This window comes from Phycisphaeraceae bacterium, assembly GCA_019636675.1.
Taxonomy (GTDB): domain Bacteria; phylum Planctomycetota; class Phycisphaerae; order Phycisphaerales; family UBA1924; genus JAHBXC01.
The window spans coordinates 70,334-92,154 of record JAHBXC010000002.1; the positions used below are offsets into that span (position 1 = coordinate 70,334).

At 67.9% G+C, this 21,821-nt stretch carries 18 protein-coding genes; all 18 read left to right on the forward strand.

The window, feature by feature from the left end; all coding sequences use genetic code 11:
• Positions 1 to 2 precede the first annotated feature (2 nt).
• The 18 genes from KF684_06985 to KF684_07070 all read left to right on the forward strand — a co-directional run bounded on the left by KF684_06985 (position 3) and on the right by KF684_07070 (position 21,810).
• Positions 3 to 1,346: a Coenzyme F420 hydrogenase/dehydrogenase, beta subunit C-terminal domain gene (locus tag KF684_06985; protein MBX3352662.1), complete on the forward strand. Its 1,344-nt coding sequence runs from the start codon at positions 3 to 5 to the stop codon at positions 1,344 to 1,346.
• Positions 1,343 to 2,773 (forward strand): hypothetical protein, encoded by a 1,431-nt coding sequence (locus tag KF684_06990; GenBank protein ID MBX3352663.1) that lies wholly within the window; start codon positions 1,343 to 1,345, stop codon positions 2,771 to 2,773. The genes KF684_06985 and KF684_06990 overlap by 4 nt, the downstream gene beginning before the upstream one ends.
• The gene (locus KF684_06995) at positions 2,770 to 3,720 is read left to right on the forward strand and encodes a glycosyltransferase family 2 protein (protein MBX3352664.1); all 951 of its coding nucleotides are present in this window, start codon (positions 2,770 to 2,772) and stop codon (positions 3,718 to 3,720) included. The genes KF684_06990 and KF684_06995 overlap by 4 nt, the downstream gene beginning before the upstream one ends.
• Positions 3,717 to 4,694 carry a sulfotransferase gene (locus KF684_07000; GenBank protein ID MBX3352665.1) on the forward strand — a complete coding sequence of 326 codons (978 nt, stop codon included), beginning with the start codon at positions 3,717 to 3,719 and terminating at the stop codon, positions 4,692 to 4,694. The genes KF684_06995 and KF684_07000 overlap by 4 nt, the downstream gene beginning before the upstream one ends.
• Positions 4,695 to 4,804: 110 nt before the next feature.
• Positions 4,805 to 5,518 carry a polysaccharide deacetylase family protein gene (locus KF684_07005; GenBank protein ID MBX3352666.1) on the forward strand — a complete coding sequence of 238 codons (714 nt, stop codon included), beginning with the start codon at positions 4,805 to 4,807 and terminating at the stop codon, positions 5,516 to 5,518.
• Positions 5,519 to 5,700: 182 nt separating this feature from the next.
• Positions 5,701 to 6,585 (forward strand): GNAT family N-acetyltransferase, encoded by an 885-nt coding sequence (locus KF684_07010; GenBank protein ID MBX3352667.1) that lies wholly within the window; start codon positions 5,701 to 5,703, stop codon positions 6,583 to 6,585.
• Positions 6,582 to 7,451 (forward strand): glycosyltransferase family 2 protein, encoded by an 870-nt coding sequence (locus tag KF684_07015; GenBank protein MBX3352668.1) that lies wholly within the window; start codon positions 6,582 to 6,584, stop codon positions 7,449 to 7,451. Before KF684_07010 ends, KF684_07015 begins: the two co-directional genes overlap by 4 nt.
• Positions 7,441 to 7,920: a hypothetical protein gene (locus KF684_07020; protein MBX3352669.1), complete on the forward strand. Its 480-nt coding sequence runs from the start codon at positions 7,441 to 7,443 to the stop codon at positions 7,918 to 7,920. The genes KF684_07015 and KF684_07020 overlap by 11 nt, the downstream gene beginning before the upstream one ends.
• Positions 7,917 to 8,444: a hypothetical protein gene (locus KF684_07025; protein ID MBX3352670.1), complete on the forward strand. Its 528-nt coding sequence runs from the start codon at positions 7,917 to 7,919 to the stop codon at positions 8,442 to 8,444. Before KF684_07020 ends, KF684_07025 begins: the two co-directional genes overlap by 4 nt.
• Before the next feature lie 28 nt (positions 8,445 to 8,472).
• Positions 8,473 to 9,816 carry a nucleotide sugar dehydrogenase gene (locus tag KF684_07030; protein ID MBX3352671.1) on the forward strand — a complete coding sequence of 448 codons (1,344 nt, stop codon included), beginning with the start codon at positions 8,473 to 8,475 and terminating at the stop codon, positions 9,814 to 9,816.
• On the forward strand, positions 9,813 to 10,715 hold the full coding sequence (locus KF684_07035; GenBank protein ID MBX3352672.1) for a class I SAM-dependent methyltransferase: 903 nt from the start codon (positions 9,813 to 9,815) through the stop codon (positions 10,713 to 10,715). Before KF684_07030 ends, KF684_07035 begins: the two co-directional genes overlap by 4 nt.
• Positions 10,716 to 10,881: 166 nt before the next feature.
• Complete coding sequence (locus KF684_07040; GenBank protein MBX3352673.1) at positions 10,882 to 11,250, forward strand: dTDP-4-dehydrorhamnose 3,5-epimerase family protein; 369 nt, start codon at positions 10,882 to 10,884, stop codon at positions 11,248 to 11,250.
• Between the two features lie 45 nt (positions 11,251 to 11,295).
• Positions 11,296 to 12,276 (forward strand): hypothetical protein, encoded by a 981-nt coding sequence (locus KF684_07045; protein ID MBX3352674.1) that lies wholly within the window; start codon positions 11,296 to 11,298, stop codon positions 12,274 to 12,276.
• The gene (locus KF684_07050) at positions 12,273 to 13,139 is read left to right on the forward strand and encodes an exosortase/archaeosortase family protein (GenBank protein ID MBX3352675.1); all 867 of its coding nucleotides are present in this window, start codon (positions 12,273 to 12,275) and stop codon (positions 13,137 to 13,139) included. The genes KF684_07045 and KF684_07050 overlap by 4 nt, the downstream gene beginning before the upstream one ends.
• Before the next feature lie 5 nt (positions 13,140 to 13,144).
• Complete coding sequence (locus tag KF684_07055; protein MBX3352676.1) at positions 13,145 to 13,840, forward strand: exosortase-associated EpsI family protein; 696 nt, start codon at positions 13,145 to 13,147, stop codon at positions 13,838 to 13,840.
• Positions 13,833 to 16,109, forward strand: coding sequence for a hypothetical protein (locus KF684_07060; GenBank protein ID MBX3352677.1), 2,277 nt, complete (start codon positions 13,833 to 13,835; stop codon positions 16,107 to 16,109). The genes KF684_07055 and KF684_07060 overlap by 8 nt, the downstream gene beginning before the upstream one ends.
• A 3-nt stretch (positions 16,110 to 16,112) precedes the next feature.
• Entirely contained in the window at positions 16,113 to 17,552 is a 1,440-nt protein-coding gene (locus KF684_07065) for a sugar transferase (GenBank protein MBX3352678.1), read from the forward strand.
• A 10-nt stretch (positions 17,553 to 17,562) separates the two neighbouring features.
• Positions 17,563 to 21,810: a hypothetical protein gene (locus KF684_07070; GenBank protein ID MBX3352679.1), complete on the forward strand. Its 4,248-nt coding sequence runs from the start codon at positions 17,563 to 17,565 to the stop codon at positions 21,808 to 21,810.
• The last annotated feature ends 11 nt before the right edge of the window (positions 21,811 to 21,821 follow it).

Here is a 21,821-nt window from a genome sequence, read left to right on the forward strand (position 1 = left end):
TGATGCAGCTCAAGGTCCTGAACATCCGAGATGTCGCCGAGTACCAGCTCTGTACGGGCTGCGGCGCCTGCGCGTACGCGCAGCCCGACGCGATCGAGATGATCGATGTGCTCGACCACGGCCGGCGCCCGCGCCTGCGCGAGGGCGTCGACGCGAACGCCACCTCGTCCGACGCGATGCGCGTGTGCCCGGGCGTCGATCAGTCGCACACCTTCGACGCGACGGACCCCGCGCTCAACCACGATCTGATGGGCTCGTGGGGACCGATCCTCGGGATGTGGGAAGGCCACGCGGGCGACCCCGCGCTGCGGTTCGCCGGCTCGAGCGGGGCGGCGGCGTCGGCGCTCGCGCTGCACTCGATCGAGCGAGGGGGCATGCACGGCCTGCTGCACATCAAGGCGCGCGAGGATGTGCCCTATCTGAACCACACCGTGATGAGCCGCACGCGCGAGCAGATTCTCGCGGCGACCGGCTCGCGATACGCCCCGGCCAGCCCCTGCGACGGCCTGCAGATGATCGAGGACGCGCCGGCGCCCTGCGTGTTCATCGGCAAGCCCTGCGACAATGTCGCGGTGAGCAAGGCACGCCGCATCCGGCCCGCGCTCGACGAGAAGCTCGGCCTCACCATCGCGTTCTTCTGCGCCGGCACGCCCACCGTCGCCGGCACGATCGAGATGCTGCAGCGCATGGGCGTGACCGACCTCTCGACCATCAAGTCGCTGCGCTATCGCGGCAACGGCTGGCCCGGACTCGCCACCGTCGTCGTCGAGACCGAGAGCGGGGCCGAGGACTCCCGCACACTCACCTACGCGCAGTCGTGGGGCGAGGTGCTGTCGCGCAACAAGCAGTGGCGCTGCAACCTGTGCCCCGACCGAACCGGCGAGTTCGCCGATGTCTCGGTGGGCGACCCGTGGTACCAGGGCGTGACCGAGGGCGACCCCGGGCGCTCGCTCATCATCGCACGCACCGAGCGGGGCCGACGCGCCATCCTCGACGCGATCGCCGACGGGTATCTCGTCGCGACGCCAGCCGAGGACTGGAAACTCCCGGCGTCGCAGACCGGCTTCGTCGGCCTCCGCGGCTCGATCTGGGGACGCCTTCTCGCGCTGCGAGTAGCCGGTGCTCCCCGGCCGACCTACCGCGGGTTCTCGATGTTCCGGCACTGGCTGTTGCGCATCGGAGCCCGTGAGATGTTGAAGTCGTTCGCAGGCTCGCTCAAGCGGGTCCGCGTCCGTCAGCTCAAGCGCCGCCACGCGATGGAGCCGTACACGCCCACCCCGTCGCGCGTGCGCCGGGGATCGGGTGAACGGCCCCCCGCTGTGGCGCACGCCGGGGGTGAGCAATGATCGAGCTCCTCCTCGCGTTCCAGGACGAAGCGGTCTACACCAGGGGCGGGTGGGCGAACCAGACGCTGGTTCATCCCGTCGGGCTGGCCGCGCTCGCCGTTTCGGCGGTGGTCGTCCTCGCGGCGCCGCGCAAGTACGCGATCATCCCGTTCTTCTTCCTGATGTGCGTCGTCGCGCGTCAGCGTATCTCGATCGTGACAATGGACTGGGATTTCATCCGGATCCTGATCGTGGTGGGGTGGTGCCGCGTGCTGCTGCGCAAAGAGACGCGCGGATTCCGGATACATCTTCTCGACAAGTTCACGATCGCGTGGTCGGTGTGCGCGTCTCTAGGGTACATCATCCAGCAGGCCAGCGGAGACGCGATGGTCCTGCGCGCCGGCGCGACGATCGACACCCTGGGCGCGTACTTTCTCTTCCGCGTACTCATCCGATCGTGGGACGACATCACAACACTGCTCCGCGGCGCCGCTCTGATCGCGATCCCCATTGCCGTGGCGTTCCTTATCGAGAAGTCGACGGGGAGGAATCTCTTCTCGGCGTTTGGCGGTGTGCGTGAGTTCACCAAGATCCGGCAGGACCGTCTGCGCTGTCAGGGCGCGTTCGCGCACCCGATTCTCGCCGGGTCGTTCTGGGCAACCATGATCCCCTTCTTTGTGGCGTTGTGGTTCGGCGCGAAGGACAAGATCCTGAGCGTGGCGGCGGTCGCATCGACGCTGCTTATCATCTTCGCATGCTCGTCCAGCACCCCGGTCGCGGCGGTGGGATTAGTGATCATTGGGTGGGGGATGTATTTCGCTCGTGCCCACATGTCGACTATCCGTTGGTCGATCCTTGGCGGGTTGATCGGCTTACAGCTCTTGATGCAGAAGCCGGTCTACCACCTGATCTCGCGCATCGACCTGGTGGGCGGGTCGACCGGCTGGCACCGATATCACCTGTTCGACCAGTTCGTCCGGCGCATCGGCGAGTGGTTCTTCGTGGGCACGCACAGCACCGCGCACTGGGGTTACGGGCTCTTCGACGTGACGAACCAGTACGTCCTTGAGGCGGTGCGAGGGGGGATCCTTCCGCTGGTGTTCTTTGTGGCGATGGTCGTGACGGCGTTCGTCGCGGTCCGGGAGGTTCTGAGAGGCACGAAGGGCAATCGCGAACGGCAGATGCTCGGATGGGCGATCGGCGTCGCCATCTTTACGCACAGCATAATCTTCTTCGCGGTGTCGTACTTCGGCCAGATCGTGATCCTGTGGCACCTGACGCTCGCCATCGCGGCGAGCGCGGCCATGCTCTCACGCATCCCGGAACCGTCGCACGCACGGCGCGCGTCGGTCCCGGCGCGTCGTTCGACGACCGCGCGCCCCATCGGTGTGACGGGCCGCGCGCCGACGCCACTGCCCGTGCGTCCAGTCAAGGAGCGGCCGGCGTGATCGATGTCTCCGTGATCATCGTGAGCTACAACACGCGCGATGTGACGGTCGCGTGCATCAAGTCGGTCTTCGGGCGGACGCGCGGGTGTTCGTTCGAGGTTATCGTCGTGGACAACGCCTCGCGCGACGGATCGGCCGGGGCGATCGCGGCGGAGTGCCCTGACGCGGTCCTCATCGCGAACACCGACAACAAGGGCTTTGCCGGCGCCAATAACGACGGTCTCGCCGTTGCCAAAGGGCGGTACCTGCTCCTCCTCAACCCGGACACCGTGGTCAACGAGGGATCGATCCGCGACGTGCTGGAGTTCTGCGAGGCCAACCCCGACGCGGGGATTGTCGGCTGTCGCTGCTTCAACGAGGACGGCAGCCAGCAGTCGACGATCTTCCGCTACCCCCGGTTCCGCGACGTCGTGGTGAATGTGGTCGTTCCCAACAAGCTAATGCGCAAGAGCCGGCTGCTGGGGCGTTCCCGCTATATCGGAGCAGATCTGAACCAGATCCGCGATGTCGAAGTCGTGGCCGGTTGCTACATGATGGTGCGCCGGGAGTGCTACGACCGCGTGGGGGGGATGGACGCCCGGTTCTTCATGTACGCCGAGGAGGTCGACTGGTGCTTCCGGATCCATCGCGCCGGGTGGAGGATCGTATATTTCCCCGGTGCGTCGATACTGCATTACGGTGGGCTGAGCGCCGCGACCTGTGAATCGCAGATGAATCTCGCGATGGCGAAGAGCAACCTGCTGCTGATTCAGAAGGTTATGGGTAGGCCGCTGGCGTGGGTGAGCAACGCGCTGATGTTTCTGCGCGACACGCCTCGCGTGGTGGCGTGGTGCGTGTTGAAGTGGTGGTTGCCGGAGGGCAGGCCGGCGCGGGTTACGCTGTCCCGGGCCGCGACGAGGTGGGGTTTCCATTTCACGAGTCTGTTCAAGTCGGATTACGCGCCATGAGGATGAAGCACCTCGTGCTGGCGGCTCCGAGGAACATCGTCATGGGCGCGTTATGGCCCCTCGAGCGTTCGCTGCTGCGCCGCGATGACGGGGCGGAGAAGGCGCCGGCGGTATTCATCGTCGGGCCGCCACGCTCGGGCACGACCCTGGTGTACGAGGCGATGGTGGGGACGATGCGGTTCGCGTACATCTCCAACCTCGCGCACCGGTTGTACCGCGTCCCGGCCGCAGCGAGCCGGCTCGGCGCCGGGATTTTGTCGAATTATCAGCCCCAGTACGAGAGCAAGTGGGGGCATGTCTCCGGCTGGGCTGCGCCGAACGAGGGCGGCTGGGTCTGGGAGCGCTGGTTCCCGGCGCACGATGAGTCTGAGTCGGCCGAGCCGTCGCGGGGGGCGACGGGCGCAATGTGCCGAACGATCGGCGCGATGTGCCGGGTCATGGGCGGGCCGTTCCTGAACAAGAATGTGAACCACAGCGTGTGGATCCCGTATCTGGCGCGGGTGCTTCCTCGCTCGATCTTCATCGAAGTCGATCGCGATGTGGTGGCGACCGCGCGTTCGATGCTCAAGGCTCGCTGCGACGAACTAGGCGACGCCGGCGTGCACGAGTGGATCTCGGTCAAGCCGCGTGGCTGGCATGCGTTCGCGCGAGAGTCGCCGGAGACACAGTGTGTGGCGCAGAACATGCTGCTGAAACGTCAGATCAATGAGGATTGCACGGGGATCGATCCTGCGCGGCGGATCGTCGTGCCATACGAGCGGTTCTGTGACGATCCAGCCGGCTGGCTCGACGAGGTCCGATCCAGGCTCGCGGCTGCCGGGGTGCGCGTCGAGCAGCGGGGCGCGGCGCCCTTACCGTTCGCGCGGCGCGGCGAGAAGTCCTCGGACGACATCGCCTCCCGACTGCGAGACGCGGTGGACCTCGTCGAATCGCGGTTGCGCGCGTCGCCGATGCCAGTGGGTGTGCCCGCCTGATGTACGAGTCGTTTACGAAACTCTCCGCGCCCATCCGCGCGGCGTATCTCGCGGGCGCTGCCGCCACATGGCTGCTGACGCTGGGGGGGCGCTTGTGGCGCGGGCGGGTCGTGGTGCTGTGCTACCACAATGTCCGCCCCGATCAGGCCGAGTCGTTCGCGCGCCAGGTCCGTCGCACGCACGGTCGGGTGATTGCCCTCGGCGATCTGCGGCGCGTCAGCCGAGAGCAGGGCCGCCCGCGCGTGGTGTACACGTTCGATGACGCATACGCGAACCTGCTCGAGACGGTGGCGCCGTTGATGCAGCGCGAGGGCGCGCCGTGGTCGGTGTTCGCGGTGAGCAGTCTCCTGGGTCAGACGCCGGCCTGGGCGATGCCCGAAGGCCATCCCGACCGCGAGCGACGGCTCATGAACGAGGACGAGCTTCGCTCGCTCTCGACGTCCGAGGGCGTGGAGGTAGGGGCGCACACCAGAACCCACCCGAGCTTGCCTTCAGTGCAGTCAGAGTCGATGCTCACCGACGAGCTGGATGGGTGTGCGAACGATCTTGAGCGTCTGATCGGGCGCCGGCCCCACGCGATCGCACTGCCGCACGGGGCTTTTGACGCCCGGGTGCTCGGACGCGCGCGAGCGTCAGGGTACTCGACGATCCTCACACTTGAGGATCGCATGGAGCCACGCGGTCGTCAGGATGGCGTTGTGGCGAGGTTCTCGTCGTCGCCGGACATTCACCCGATCGAGTTCAGGTTGCTGATCGATGGCGGGTACGCCTGGTTGGGGGGTCTGCGGAGCGCGGCGAGGAAGGCGCGACGGGTGCGATCGTGACGGCTCAGGTCGCGCGCCAGATCGGGTCGCACACGCCCACGCGCGAGGAGTGGCGAGAGGCGTCGCTACGCTTCAACGACTTTGGGTACCGGCTACTTTGGGAATATTCTGACGCACTGGCGACGATGAACGGGGCGAGAAGCGAGCGCCGCCTGATCACGCGATCGGGCGAGCTCATCGGCATGGCGGAGGCGCGGATACGCACACTGCCGTTGAGAGCGGGCGGCATTGCGTACTTGTCGGGCGGGCCCGCGGTCCGACGCAAGGGAGCGACGGACGAGGAGTCGATGGCAGCGTTCCGCGAAGTGATCGGCGTCCTCCGCAACGAGCTGGTGGAGGTGCGGAAGCTGACGCTACGCGCCCTTTGCCCCGTCGGGGGCGGCGCGTGGAACGCCGCGCTCGCCGACGAGCTCGTGTCGCGCGGGTTTTCGCGCGTGGAGGACTCGCCCGGTTATCGCACGATCATGATTGACACTGCGCGCTCGCTGGATGAAATCAACGCGTCATTCAACAAGACATGGCGAAAGTACCTGCGGCGGGCAGAGCGCGACGGGGTTACGATCCGACGGGCGACCGACGAGGACGCCTTCGGGCATGTCATCCGCCTGCACGAGACACTGCGGCAGCGCAAGGGCTTTGGCGTTTCGCTCGACGGGCGTTTCTACGCGGAACTTCAGAAGACGCTTCCGGAGCGCGACAGGATGGTGGTGATACTCGCGGAGTTGAACGGCGAGGTCGTTGGGATGAACCTCGTGAGCGCGCTGGGAGACACGCTCGCCGGCATCGTGGGCGCGACCACGCCGGAGGGTGCGAAGGCGAACGCGGCATATTCGCTGGAGTGGGACGCCGTGTGTCTGGCCGTCGAGTTGGGGCTTGCACGATACGACCTGGGTGGCATCGACCCGGAGGGCAACCCAGGGGTATACATTTTCAAGAAGGGCACGCACGGGGAGGATGTCGAATCGGCCGGGCCGTTCGAGATCGACCCGGGGCCACTGCGTCGCGCGGTCCGCGATGTTTCGGAGCGGGCCTACAAGGCGATCAAGAGGCGGGCGTCGAAAGCATGACAGTTTCGGTGGTCATCCCGGCGCACAACGAGGAGGCCGTGATCGAGCGGTGCGTACGCGGTGTGTTGCGCAACGCGACACCCGGTGAGTTTCGCGTCGTGGTCGTCGCGAACGGGTGCGCGGATCGGACGGCGGAGGTCGCGCGCGGGGTGGATTCGTCCGTCGAGGTGATCGAGACGCCCGTGGGATGCAAGACCTCGGCGCTGAATCTGGGCGATGACGCGGTCGGGGATGCCTTCCCTCGCATCTATCTCGACGGGGATCTGTCGCTCAGCACCGACGCGGCGAGGATGATCTGTGCGGCGCTGCGCGAGCCCGGGGTGCTGGCGGCGGCGCCGCGGTTCGAGTTCGATCTCGACGGGGCGTCGTGGGCGGTGCGCGCCTTCTATCGAGCGTGGGCGACGATGCCGTACTTCGATACGGGCAGGATCGCCGGCGCCTACGCGCTGTCGCGCGAGGGACGGGCGCGGTTCGGTCGGTTCCCGAAACTGATCTCCGATGACGGGTTCGTGCGTCTGCACTTCGCGCCGCACGAGCGGAAGACGGTAGAGGGGTGCTCGGTGACGGTGGTGGCGCCGCGAACGCTGGGCGACCTTCTCAAGATCAAGACGCGCTCGAAAGCGGGCACGATGGAGCTTCGTGCGAAGCACCCCGCGTTGTTCGCGAACGAGACGGCGAGCGAGGGCGCGTCGTTGAAGCGGCTGCTCTCGCGTCCGCTGCTGTGGCCGAGTTACGCGGTGTATGTCGCGGTGAACCTCGTCGCGAAGCGCAGGGCGGCGAGGCGGCTGTCGGAAGGATCGAAGGTCTGGGAGCGCGACGAGTCGTCGCGGGTGGCGTCTGGAAAGGATCACGCGGTTGGCGTCTGAGCGCGAGACGAACACGGAGAAGATCCCCCGCGTGCTGGCGGTAGCGTCCGGGGGCGGGCACTGGGTGCAGTTGATGCGTCTGCGCCCGGCCCTGCTGGAAGCGGATGCGGCGTTCGTGACCGTGGCGGACATGTATCGCGCGGATGTGCCGGACTCGCGGTTCTATGTGGTGCGCGACGCGACGCGGTGGAACAAGTTCGGGCTGGCGCAGCAGGCATTCCAGCTCGTGAAGATCCTGCTGCGCGAGAGGCCCGATGTGGTGATCTCGACGGGCGCGGCGCCGGGGTACTTCGCGCTGCGTCTGGGCAAGGCGATGGGCGCGAGGGTGTGCTGGCTTGACAGCATCGCGAACGTGGAAGAAGTCTCGATGTCGGGTGAGAAGATCGGGAAGCACTGCGACCTGTGGTTGACGCAGTGGGAGCACCTGGCGCGCGAGGGCGGGCCGCGCTACGGGGGGGCTGTCCTGTGATCTTCGTGACCGTTGGCGGGCAGATGCCCTTCGACCGGATGGTGAAGGCCGTCGACGAGTGGGCCGCGGCGTCCGGTCGCGGGGGCGAGGTCTTCATGCAGATCGCTGGGGGCGAGTACGAGCCGCGCTCGTGCGAGTGGGTTCGGCTGATGAGCGCTCCGGAGTTCCGAGAACGCGTCGAGGGGGCCGACGCGCTGGTGGCGCACGCCGGGATGGGTTCGATCCTGACGGCGCTGGAGCTGGGCAAGCCGATCCTCGTCATGCCGCGTCTCGGCAGGCTTCTGGAGACGCGCAACGACCACCAGGTGGCGACCGCCAGGGCCCTGCTGGAGCGGGGGAAGGTCCATGTGGCGATGGACGAGACGGAGCTGCCGGGGAAGCTGGAGGTGATCGGGGGGCTGAGGGCGTCCGAACGGATCAGCCCGTGGGCATCCGACGAACTCCTGGCCTCGATTCGCCGATTCATATGGGACAATCATGACCACCCGCCCGGGCAGAGCGCCCGCGGCTTGAAGAAGGGATGAGACCGGCATGGCCACTCAGGCTGCAGGCATGAGCATCGCGTCGGAACTGAGAGAGAAGATCGACACCAACCGCGCGGTCGTGGGGATCGTCGGGCTCGGGTATGTCGGGCTGCCGCTGGCGCACGCGCTCCACGAGGGCGGGCTGCCGGTGATCGGGTTCGACATCGACCGTACGAAGATCGAGATGCTCGCGAGGGGCGAGAACTACCTGAAGCACCTTGGCGCGGAGATGACGACGACGCTGTCGACCAGCGATCGTTTCGACGCGACCGAGGACTTTTCGCGCCTGGGCGAGTGCGACGTCGTGATCGTGTGCGTGCCGACGCCGCTGGGGCGTCATCGCGAGCCGGACCTGAGTTATGTGATCGATTCCGCGAAGGCGATCGGGCGCACGCTTCGCAAGGGACAGCTGATCTCGCTCGAATCGACGACGTATCCCCGGACGACGCGCGACGAGTTCGTCCCAGCGATGCTCGAGGCGGCGGGCGAGCGCGGCGCGCACCTGCAGAGCGGGCGCGACTTCTTCGTGGCGTTCAGCCCCGAGCGCGAGGACCCGGGACGCAAGGACCACAACACGCAGTCGATCCCCAAACTCGTGGGCGGGCTGGACGAGCAGTCGACGGCTCTGGCGGCGGCGATGTACCGCAAGGGCGTGAAGCAGGTCGTCGAGGTGAGCAGCGCCGAGGTCGCGGAGGCGGCCAAACTGCTGGAGAACATCTTCCGCGCGGTGAACATCGCGATGGTCAACGAGATGAAGGTGATCCTGGGCGCGATGGACATCGATGTGTGGGAGGTGATCCGTGCCGCGAGCACGAAGCCCTTCGGGTTCATGCCGTTTTACCCGGGCCCGGGCCTGGGCGGGCACTGCATCCCGATCGACCCGTTCTACCTGACCTGGAAGGCCAAGGAGGTCGGACGCCCGACGAAGTTCATCGAGCTGGCGGGCGAGGTGAACACCGATATGCCGCGATGGGTCGTCGAGCAGGTGGGGCTGGCGCTGAACCAGCGGAACAAGTCGGTCCGGGGGTCGAAGGTGCTGGTGCTGGGGCTGGCGTACAAGCCGGATGTCGACGACTCGCGCGAGAGCCCGGCGTTCGAGCTGATCGAGCACCTGCTGGACCTTGGCGCGTCGGTGGATTACTCCGATCCGCACATCCCGGTGGCCCCGAAGGTGCGCAAGCACGACCTCCAGATGCGCAGCGTCGATCTGACGGCGCAGAACCTGAAGAAGTACGACTGCGTGCTCGTGGCGACGCACCACGCGGCGTTCGACTGGTCGGTGGTCGCGAAGCACGCGGCGCTGGTGGTCGACACGCGCGACGCGCTGCGCGCGTTCGAGGGCGAGATGGGGGATCGGCTGGTGAGGGCGTGAGCATTCGTTTCACGCTGGCGAAGGCCCTGACGAAGCCCAAAGTGTTCCGGTTCTGGGAGCGCCTTGGGTTGCACGTCACGCCTGTGCACTTTTATCAACCGATCCCTGACACGCGAGAACTCGGCGACGACCTCTGGGGCCAAGGGCGACGCACGGAGGGTTTGACCGTGGATCTGGACGCGATGGGCGCGCTCGCGGAGGGCTTCCGCGAGGCGTACGCCGATGAGTATGACCGGTTTCCGGTCGAAGAGCGTGGGTCCGGGGGGGGATACTTCCTCTCGAACAAGCGGTTCGAGACCGTCGACGCCGAGGTGTGCTATTCATTCGTGCGATCGCGTAAGCCGCGCAGGATCATTGAGGTCGGGTCGGGCTTCTCGACGCTGATCATGCTCTCGGCGCTGGATCGCAATGCGTCGGAGGGTCGGCCGGGGTCGCTGACGACCATTGACCCGTACCCTTTCGAGCGTGTTCGCAACCTGCGTCGCGCGGACTTCGCGATCGTTGACTTGCCCGTGCAGCGCGTCGAACTCGAGCGGTTTGAGGAGTTGGAAGCCGGAGACGTTCTCTTTATTGACTCATCGCATGTCGCGTGCATAGGGAGCGATGTGACCTTCGAGATTCTGGATGTGCTGCCGCGTATGAAGCCCGGCGTGCTAGTGCACGTGCACGACATCTTCTTGCCGCGCGAGTATCCCAGACGCTGGGTCATGCAATGGCATCGATTCTGGAACGAGCAATACATGCTCCAGGCGTTTCTCGCCTTTAACTCCGCTTTCCGAGTCGTTTTTGCCAATCACTGGATGCATGTCGATCGCCCGGAGACGCTGCGGCGTTGTTTCGCATCGTACAAGGGCGAGGGCGACGCCCCCGGCAGTATCTGGATCGAGCGGACCGCGTAAGCGAGTCGAAGGAAATACCCGACGCATGAACCATTCCACCCGTGCAGTCCGCAAGCCGCAGTCTTCGATCGAGTCGCCAGCTCGCTCATACACGTTGGCAATCGAGACAGGCGAACCTCTATTCCTCCCCGCGTCCTACTTCTGCGACGATCGCGGCTGGTCTGTGATGAACCAGCTGCAGGGCGTGATGTCGGCGAAGGGGCAGATCAACTACTCGGTGCAGCATCCCGGCGTGATCAAGGCGTGGCACAGGCACGCGAAGCAGACCGATTTCTGGATGTGCCTGCGCGGGCACATCAAGGTGGGCGTGTACCGGGAAGGGGCTGACTTCGCGTGGCTGCAGGTGCTGGGCGAGAAATGCCCGGGCGTGCTGATCATCCCCCCGACGCTGTGGCACGGCGCCGCGACGATCGGCGCCGAACCGGCCGGGTTGCTGTACTATGTCACCGAGTCGTACGACGCGAAGAACCCCGACGAGGAGCGCCGTGCGCACGACAGCGTCCCGGGCTTTCCCTGGGCGACGCGTCACGGCTGAGACGGGCTGGCGCCGCGTGTCAGCGTCAGCGTCGGCGAGCGATCGATGACCACGACCGAACGAGAGACTCCGAGCGACTCGACGCGTCGCGGCGCGCAGGTGAGCGTCTGCGTGCTGCTGGCAGGCGGTCTGCGCCCGTCGCCGCTGGTCTTGTCGACGGGGCGGAATGTTCTCGACTTATCGTTCACCGAAACGCGGAGCGTTCTGGACCTGTGGCTTGCGCGACTCGGCGCGATCGGTGGGTCGGGGGCTGGAGGGTCGTTCCCGGTCCGGGTGATCTACGGGGGGCAGGCGCCGGCGCCGACCACGCCTCCTCGGGAGCACTGGGACGAGTTGACTGTCGAGCGTGAGCCGAGCGCCTATCGCGGCCCGGCCGGCGTGCTCCGAGATGTCTGCGAAGGCCTTCCCGGCGACGCGACGATCGTGGTGGGGGAGTCTGGGCGGTTCATGACGAGTGATCTGTCCGAGTTCGTGCGCGAGCATGCGAGGCGGGATTCGTGGATCACCGTGGGGGTCAACCCCGACGGGTCGCCCGGCGGCGTGTTCGCGGTGCGAGGGTCGGCTCTGGAGCTCGTGAACCGGGTGGGATTTATGGATCTCAAGGAGCAGTGGCTGAACAAGGCGATCGCGGCCGGAGTACGGGTGATGGCGCATCCTTTGTCCGGCAGGGGGGCGCCCATCCTGAGAACGCGCCTCGATCTGCTTCACGCGGCGAGGATCGCGTCGGGTGGGGGCGGGTTCCGCTCCAGCACGGACGCGGTGGTCCGGAATGCGGGCGATCCGCCTGCCGGGGGCGGGTCGGTGGTGTGTGAAGGCGCAAGAGTTGCGTCTTCGGCGATCGTGCACGATTCGGTGCTTATGCCGGGGTCGGAGGTCGGTGAGCGTGCCCTCGTTGTCCGATCTGTCGTCGCTCCGGGCGTCCGTGTCGAGCCGGAGGCCGAGTTGATCGATGTAGTAGCAGGTTCCGGTGGGGTACGATCCGATGAGTGGTCGGCCTCGCCGCGGAGGATGCACGCAGGTCGATGATCCAGAAACGTTCATGGCGATTCTCGGACGGGGTGCTCTGGGCTGCGCTCAGTGCGCTCGCTGTGATCGCGTGCTGGCCGATCTGGCAGGACATCGCCCGCGCGGCTCTGAACGACGATGAGGCGAGCCACATTCTCCTCGCGCCCGTGGTCGTCGTGTGGCTCGCGTGGGTTCGGCGCGGGCGCGCGAGGTTCGTGAAGCCCGAGTGGAACCTGCTGGGTCCGGCGGTGATCCTGGTGGGATGGGGGCTGGCTGTGTTCGGGTTCCGGAGCGGGACGCAGATCGCGGAGCATTCCGGCGCGATCGTGATGTTCTTCGGGGCCGGTCTGAGCGTGATCGGTCCTCGGACGGCGATGAAGTTCGCGCCGGCGTTTGGCGCGCTGGCGTTCCTGCTGCCCGTGCCGGGGCGTGTGCGTCATCGCATCGCGATGCCGCTGCAGGAGGCGAGCGCATGGATCAGCGAGCAGACGCTGCTGCTGTTCGGGGCGCCGATCGAGCGTTTGGGGAACATCCTGCGGATCAACGAGAATGACGTTGCGGTCGCCGAGGCGTGCAACGGGATGCGCATGGTCGCGGCGCTCGCGCTGATCTCGTACGCGTTTGTGTTCTCGACCCCGATGCGTCTGTGGGTGCGCATCCTGATCCTGTCGCTCAGCCCGCTGGTGGCGCTGGTGGTCAACGTGCTGCGCCTGATCCCGACGACGCTGATGTACGGGTATTCGACCCAGGACGCGGCCGAGATTTTCCACGACGTGAGCGGCTGGGCCATGCTCGCGGTCGCGCTGGGCATGCTCTGGGTCTTCCTGGCCACGCTCCGCTGGCTGGAGGCGCCCATCGAGCCCTATTCGGCGGCGAAGGGTTGATCGTCATGCGACTTTTTCAGCGACTCAATTCGTTCGGACCTTTCGTCGCTTTCGGCCTGCTCGTGGCCATCGCGCTCTTCAAGGGCTTCGTGCCCGCGAAGACAGCAGGCGTCGACGAGTACTTCGAGGCGGTGCGCATCTCGATGGAGCGCATCCCGTACCGCATCGGGAGCTGGGTTGGACGCGACGGGGTTCCCTCGGAAGCGGCCCAGCGTCTGCTGAAACCGAACAAGATCATGCATCGGGACTACATCGACCCGGCCACCGGCGCGCGGGTCGGGCTGCTCGTGGTTCACTGCGGCGACGTTCGCGACATGCTGGGGCACTGGCCCCCGAACTGCTACCCCGCCAACGGCTGGGTCGAGCAGGGACGCGAGGACGCGACCTTCATGATGGGCGGGCTCACGATGCCGGCGAAGGACTACTCGTTCGTGCGAGGGGCCGACTCGCTCACGAGGACCCACCAGCGAATCTTCAATTTCTTCGTGCTCCCGGAGAGCGATCGCGACATCGTCGCCAATATGGACGAGGTCACGCGCGCGTCGCAGCGTCGGTTGGCTGCGGGTCTGGGCGCGGCCCAGGTGCAGATCCTCACGCCACAGAGCATGACAGACGCGGAACGAGCGGCGGTCGTCGAGCAGTTCATCCGCGCCATCGAGCCCACGATCCAGACCATTGCCCAGGGAGTGAGCCGTGACTGACCTTCCCCCGCCCCGCAACGAGTACCTCCTCGAGGGGTCGACGGCCGAGCAGGCGCCGCCCAAGCCCGAGAACCCGCTGCTGTTCATCCACAGGCGGATGCGCGGCAGGTACAAGTACGCGGTCCCGCTGGCCCTCGTGCTGGCGGTGACGGGCAGCGTTGTTGGGTACTTCCTGACCAAACCAAAGTTTGAGTCGGTGGGCTTGGTGAACATACAGCCGGCCCAGGACCGCGTGCTCTTTCAGACGGAGCAGAACACGGTCCCGCCGATGTTCGACGCGTTCGTCTCTGCGCAGGGCGAGTTCCTGAGAAGCAGCCGCGTGTTGCAACGCGCGGCGGAGGACCCGCAGCTGCGCGCGGCCGGCGGCAGGCCCGGCCGGCAGGGCATCATCGATCTGCAGTCTTCGATCAGCGTCAGGCGCGCACGCGGTGGGCAGCTGATCTCGGTGTCTGCGGCGAACGACAGCCCCCAAGTCGCCCAAGCGATGGTCAACGCGGTGCTGCGTGCGTACGACGAGCTCTACGGCGAGGTGGCGGCGACGCAGGACACGGCGCGAGAGACGCTCGTCCAGGATCTCGTGAACCGCTACGCGAACTCGCTCGAGGGCTACCGCGAAGACGAGGCGCGCATCGCGCAGGTCCACGGCGGCCTCGAGAGTCTGCAGCGGAACAAGGCGGCCAAGGAGCAGCAGCTCGAGTTCTTCTCCCGCCAGCTCGACAGTCTCGACGTCGTGATCCAGATGCGCGAGCAGGGGGGCATCGTCACGACGGAAGCCAGCGTCGACGAGGCGCTCATGCAGGATCCCGAAGTGATCAACATGCAGCTCGCGACGACCGACTCGGTGATGGCGGAGTTCCTGTCGCGCCGAAGGGCGATGAGCACCGAGCGTGCGCGACTCGGTCAGACCCTCGGGCCAATGCACCGGGATATGCGCCGGATGAACGACGCGATCACGGCTATCGAGCAGCAGATCAACGACCGGCGCGAGATTCTACTCAGCGCGGGCCCGCAGGGGACCGGCGGCGACGAGATGTCGCTCCTCACGCTCGTCCCCAGCCAGATGTCGCTGGCCCAGGCGCGGCGCGCGAGAGAGTTCTACCTCGCGATGCAGCAGGAGGCCTCTCGCGAGCTGACCGACTTCAACACGCGTGTCAGCAATCTGATGCGCATCCGCGAGCAACAGGAGGAGGTCCGCTCCAATCTGCTCAGCGCGCGACAGCGCCTCGAGGCGCTGCGCGTCGAGAAGCAGGCGGGGCGCACCGGGCGCGTGAACATCGCGCAGCAGGGCGACCTGCCTCTCAAGCCGAGCACGGACCGGCGTATCGCGTTGGCGGCGATGGGCGCGATGGGCGGTTTCGGCGCCGGGTTCGCGGTCGTGTTCCTGCTGACTTTCCTGGATCGCAGCTTCCGCTTCACGGACGAGGTGGAGAAGCTGGGCTTCGAGGCGCCGCTGCTGGGCGCCCTGCCGGAGCTCGGCAGCGCCGATCCGGAGCAGGAAGAGGTCGCGGCGCTCAGCGTGCATCACCTGCGCAACATGGTGATGCTGCACCCGCCTCCGGAGAACCCCGACCCGGTGATCTACACGGTGACAAGCGCCGGCGCCGGCGACGGGAAGACCAGTCTCACGCTCTCGCTGGGCATGTCGTTCGCCGCGTCTGGGATGAAGACGCTGCTGCTGGACTCGGACCTTCTGGGTCGCGGCCTCACGCGCTCGCTCCAGATGGAGGGCGTCACCGGCCTGGCGGAGGCGCTGGAGAACGACTCGCTGGACGCGGCGGTGCACGAGACGAGCTTCGCGAACCTGTGGGCGACGCCCGCCGGGCGCGACGGCGCGATCGAGCCCGAGCGTCTGAATAAGCGCGATCTGGCGCGACTGATCGCCGAAGCGCGCGAGCGTTTCGAGATTGTGCTCGTGGACACGGGCCCGCTGCTCGGCTCGCTCGAGGCGAATCTGGTGGCCGGGCTCTCGGACTGCGTGGTGCTCGTGGTCTCGCGCGGGCAGGACAGCAAGCTGGTCAACGCCTGCATCCAGCGGCTTCGCCGGATCGGCGTCCACTGCGCCGGCGTCGTGTTCAATCGGGCCGAGGTCCAGGACTTCGAACGGAGTTTCGCGGCCGGCAGCGTGTCGAGCGTTCGCTCGGTGCGCTCTCGTCGCCCCGACGACGCGTCTACGGGCGGGAGCGGGAGCGGGGGCGCGGACGCTGGTCTGCTGAGGGCGCTCTCCTCGAGCGCGGAGGACGAGGATTCGACGCGACGCGCGTCGGTCTGAGCGATGTCCAGCGTGGGTGTCAGCAAGGGAGGGCTCTCGTCTCGCGCGATCGCGAGCGAAGGGATCGGCACGCTCTGGGGCGCCGATCTGCTCGCGCTGCACGATCGCTGGTGGGCGATGCGCGGCGTGCAGGTGGTGCGCTGCGCGGGTCGGTCGCCCGATCCCTCGCCGAAAGGACCCCGGGTCTTTCTGCTGCTCAACGCCCACGATCTGGTGCGATTCGACGCGGGCCCTGCGCTCAAGCGGATGACCTGGCTCGGGACGAAGGCGGTGCGCGTGCGCCTGGTCGATCGTGACGAGCGCTCGTACTCCGAGCGTGTGCGCACGGATCGCGAGGGGCAGTTCCTGGGTGTGTCACGCGTGTATCACTCCGCGACGCGCGCCACCACCCGCGCGGCGCTCACCGGCGACATCGCGCTGGCGCGCGTGTGGAGATCGGCCCCGGACCGCTATCTCGGATGGGCGGCGGTCAGCGAGCGGCTCGGGCCGGAGGGCGCGGCGCCGGCGGTGGCTCCCTCGCTGATCCTAGACGCGAGGAGCGAGGAGCAGCGCACGGTGTACGCCCGGGTGCTGCTGCGCGACTGGGCGACGCCCGGGTACGCGTTCGAGGGCGTCTACGAGTTCAAGCGCGGCGTGTGGATCCACGAGAGCGTCGAGGTTCCTCCGGATGCGCGCCTGGTCGGGCCGCTGTGGATCGGGGCCGGGACGCGGATCGCGCCGGGGCAGACGCTCGTCGGGCCGGGGATGGTGAGGGACGACGCGTCTGCTTCGCCTGCGCTGGGTGAAGTCGACTGGGCGGAGGCGATCTCGCGCGGGACGCTGGCCCGCACTCCCCGGGGTTTCACCTGGAAACGACGGAGCGTGAAGCGTCTGTTCGATATAGTTTTCAGTGTTTGTGTGCTGGCGGCGACTGCTCCGCTGTATCCGTTGATTATGCTGGCGATCTTCATCGAGGACGGGTGGCCTCCGTTCTTTGCGCACCGGAGGCAGACCCTGCGCGGGCGGGAGTTCCCGTGCATGAAGTTCCGGACCATGCGCAAGAACGCGGAGTCGCTCAAGCTCGAGCTTTCGAAGATGAATCAGGCGGACGGTCCCCAGTTCTTCATCCAGAACGACCCGCGCGTGCTGCGGGTGGGGAAGGTGCTGCGCAAGTTCCAGCTCGACGAGCTGCCGCAGTTCATCAACGTGCTGCTCGGGCACATGAGCGTGGTGGGGCCTCGCCCGAGCCCGGACGGGGAGAACCAGTTCTGCCCGGCGTGGCGTGAGGCGCGTCTGAGCGTTCGCCCGGGGGTGACGGGGCTGTGGCAGGTGCGCCGGACGCGCCTGCCCGAGACGGACTTCCAGGAGTGGATCCGCTACGACCTGGAGTACGTGCAGAAGCAGAGTTTTCGATTCGACCTCTGGATCATCTGGACGACGATCCGTCAGATATTGAAGGTGTGACACGATGGCGATGAGCCGACGATCGAAGAAGAGAGCGGCGATTCTGGTGGTGGCGATCGCGGGCCTTGCGCTCGGGGTGGGTGGGCTGTTCGTCGCTCGGACCGTGAGGCAGCAGAACCGGGCGCAGGCGGCGCTGGTCGACGGGCTGCAGGCGTACGAGAATCGCGATTACCTCGGCGCGACCGACAACCTGGGGCGCTACATCTCGCGCAACCGGGACGACGGTGAGATGATCCTCAAGTTCGTGGAGTCTCGTCGGCGCGTGCCGATGCCCAACGCGCGTCACCTGCAGATCGCGACGGACTGGGCCAGGAACGCGGCGAGCGCGATGCCGGACGACCCGCGCCCGCTCGAGGCCCTGCTCACGCTGTACAGCGAGCGAGGTCTGGTCACGGAGTACATGGAGACCGCGGACCGGCTGCTGCGCATCGACCCTCGCAACAAGGACGCGATGCTGGCGCGAGTGACCGGGTTCACGGTCCGCGGCGAGCTGGACGCGTCGTTCGAGGCCGCTCGCGCGTTCGCCGAGGCGCACCCGGACGATTGGCGCGGGCACGCGGCGATGGTGGACGTGATGCGACGGCGCGGCGACACACCGCAGGTGGTTCGTCGGTACATCGACGCGATCGCCGAGCGCAAGCCCGACGACATCAACGTGGCGCTGCAGCAGGCGCGGGCGGCGCTGTTCGCGCGACAGCGCGAGGCGGCGACCACGATCATGACGAGGGCTTCGACCCTGCGCGTGCCTGATTCTGAAACCCTTGCGCGGGTCATCGTGATGCTCGACGCGCTCGAACTGCGTTCGCTGGCCGACCGGATGCTGGAGCGCGAGGCCGACAACCTGGGCGACGACGCGCGGGTGGTGGCGATCGATCGCGCGTGGAAAGACGGGCGTGCGAGAGAAGCCGCGGACTTGGCGCGGCGCGCGATTGGCGGGCGTGACCTCGGCGCAGCCGGGGACAGCCTGGTCGGCTGGGGCGCGCTCGCGCTCACCGCGACGCGGACGCCCGAGGACGACGCTCTCGCGGCGCGGTGCCTCGAGGAGCTGTCGCGTCGGAAGACCGACTCGTCCGTGCATTGGGTCGCGGTGCTGGCGGCGTCGAACGCGCTGGACGCGAACGACATCCCGGCGGCGCGGGAGCGGCTCGAGGAGGCGCGCTCGCTGATGCGCGGGTCGGGATTGCCTGACTTCATGCTGGGGCAGGTCGAGATGCGGATCGGCGACCGGCGCGGCGCGATCGCGCGCTGGCGATCGGTCGTTGAGCGGGATCCGCGGTGGCTCGCGGCCCGGCTGGCGCTCACGAGCGCGCTGCTGGATGACGGCGAGCTCCGCGAGGCGCAGGCCTCTGCGCTCGACGCGTTGCGTCTCGCGCCGGACCGGGTTGTGGTTGCGAGGATGTTCGCGCGCGCCACGGCGGCGCTGGCCGACGCCGAGACCCCAGACCGTGAGCTCCTGCGACTGGCGATCGACGCGATGCAGCAGCTGCTCGACCAGGGCGCCCCCGACCCGGGCGTCACGCTCTCGCTGCTGGCGCGTCTGAAAGCGGCGGACGGTGATCTGGAGGGCGCGCAGGCGCTCGTCGACCGGATCACGCGAGAGAAACTGGAGCTTCCCCCGGGCGACGCGCTCGCGCTCGCGTCGGCGGTGCAGCGTCGCGGCCTGCGCGGCGCAGAGGCGCTGCTGCAGTCCTCGCCGCAGGTCGCCGAGGACCCCGGCGTGCTCTACGCGCGGGCCATCCAGGCGGCGGCGGACAACCGCGTGGACGAGGGCAAGGCGCTGCTGCGAGGCGCGCTGGCGGGGCGCAGCGGGCCCGAGGCGCTGCCGTATGACCGCGCGCTCGCGCAGTATCTCGACGCGGTGCGTGATCCCGACGCGTTCGCGGCGTTGAAGCGCCTGAGCGACGCGAACCAGGCGAACCCCGACGTGCAGCGAGATCTTCTGCGATCGAACTCCGCGTGGCGCGACGAGGTTGCCGTGAAGAACGCGATCGACCGTCTCCGCGCGGCGCTGGGCGAGGCCTCGCCCAGCTGGCGCGTGTTCGAGGCGCGTCGACTGCTGACCTTCCGACCCGTGGAAACGAGCGCCGCGAGCGGCGGCGACCCGACGCAGGCGAACGCGGCGCTGGTGGTGCAGCTGCTGGCGAGCGTCGTGCGCAACGACCCGGGGGACGCGCACGCCGCGGCTCTGCTCACTGAGGCGCATCTGCTGCTTGGCAGCCGCGACGCGGCGATCGGCGTCCTGTCGACCGCGGTGACGGCGAGCCCCGGCGAGCCGACGCTGTACCCGCGTCTGATCACGCTGCTGCAGGAGCGCGGGGACGCGGCGGCGGCTGCGCAGCGGCTGAATGACTTCCTCCAGATCCGAGATCTGTCGCCGGAGCTCCGGCGCACGCGCGCCGACCTGCTGCTCGCGCAGGGGATGTGGGCGCAGGCGCTTCCCGAGCTTGAGCAGATCGCGCTCTCTGGCGAGCCTGCGGACACGCTGCGTCTGGCGCGTGCGTATCTGCGTCAGGGACGAGCCGCCGACGCGGAGCGCGTCTACGCGATGCTCGAGGGTCTGAACCCCCCGACGACGATCTCCGTCGTCGGCGTGGCGGAGTACTACATCGCCAAGGGCGAGCTCGGCCGGGCCGTGGCGATGCTCGATCGCATCCCCGAGAGCGAGCCGGCGGCGAGCCGAGCCCTGATCCGGGCCGATATTCTCGAGCGAGCCGGCCAGCCCGAGCGCGCCGAGCGGGAGCTCCGCGACGTCGCGGAAGCGGAGAACACGGGAGATGTGTGGCTGGCGCTCGCTCGTCATTATGTCCGTCGCGGCATGATGGATGAAGGCAAGACCGCGGCGGACCGCGGCCTCGCGGTCGCGCCCAACGACCAGACGCTGCGCTCGCTCGCGGGCGGGCTCGCGATGGCGCGGGGCGATGAGCCGTCGGGCACGATCCGTCCCGACCAGCGCGGCGACGTGTCGGGCGGGCAGAACGCCGAGATGCGCACGCTCGCGGCGATCCAGGCCCTTCGCACGAACCCCGACAACATCGAGGGCTACATCACGATCCTTCGGGGCGTCATAGCGGACTTCCCGAGGTACTTCCCGGCGCGTCGCCTGCTGACGATCGCGCACGTGGAGCGTCTGGAGTTCGATCGCGCCACGGAGCAGGCGCGCGAAGCGATGCGCGTGCTGCCCGTCGACGCGGCCCCGGCGCAGCTGCTGACCGAGGTGCTGGCGACCCGCTCGCAGTTCGAGCTGAGCAGGGGGCTGCCGGACTCGAGCACCCGCTTCGCCGAGCAGGCCCTCGCGGCGGCGCGCGACTGGCGGAGCCGTTCGCTGGCCGACCCGTTCGACGCGGACTTCGCGATCGCGCAGTTGCTGGAGACGCTGAACAACCCGCGCGAGGCGCTGCGCGTTCTCGCGCCGTACGAGGAGCGCCTGAAACTGGTCGGCCTCGACGCGGCGCCTCTTCAGGCGAGACTCTTCGCGAAGACCGGCCAGACCGAACGAGCCGAGGCGGCGCTCATGCCTCGCGCGACGACCGACGAGCAGTGGGCGACGGCGCACGCCGACACGGCGCGCGTGCTGTCGGCCGATCCTCGCGTGGTGCGCGACTGGCTGTCCCGGAGCGAGTCCTTCGTGGGGTCTTCGGTGCAGGGTCGACTGACCGTGGTGCAGGCGTGGTACGACCTGAGCCAGCGGACCAAGGATGACGCCGACCTGCGCCAGGCGGTGCGCGTGCTGCGAGGCATGACGCCCGAGGAGCGGCGCGGGCCGGGCGGTCTGATGCTGGCGACGATCTACGAGCTGCTCGGGGACAAGACGGAAGCGGAGGCCGCGTATCGCGAGGCGCTGCGGATGCTGCCCGACCAGCCGATCACGATGAACAACCTCTCGTACCTGCTCACGCAGCAGGGCGTGAAGCTGGACGAGGCGGTGTCGCTGGCGCAGCGGGCGGTCGAGCTCGCCGAGCAGCAGGGGTTCCTCCCCACGCAGCGGGTGAACTTTCTCGACTCGCTGGGCGCCGCGCTCGAGAGAGCGGGCCGTTCGGCGGAAGCCGAGGCGGCGTATCGGAAGGGCTTGGCGCTGGAGCCGACGAACCGCATGCTGATGGTGGGTCTGGCGGAGAGCCTGGTCTCCCAGAGCAAGACGGCGGAGGCGGAGCGCGTGCTGAAGCAGGCCGAGGATTCGGGCCCGGTTCGTCGCGACGCGGACCCGCTGCGCAGCCGCATCGTCGCGGCGCGAGAGCGCCTCGCGGCTTCGGCGCGATGATGTACGACACA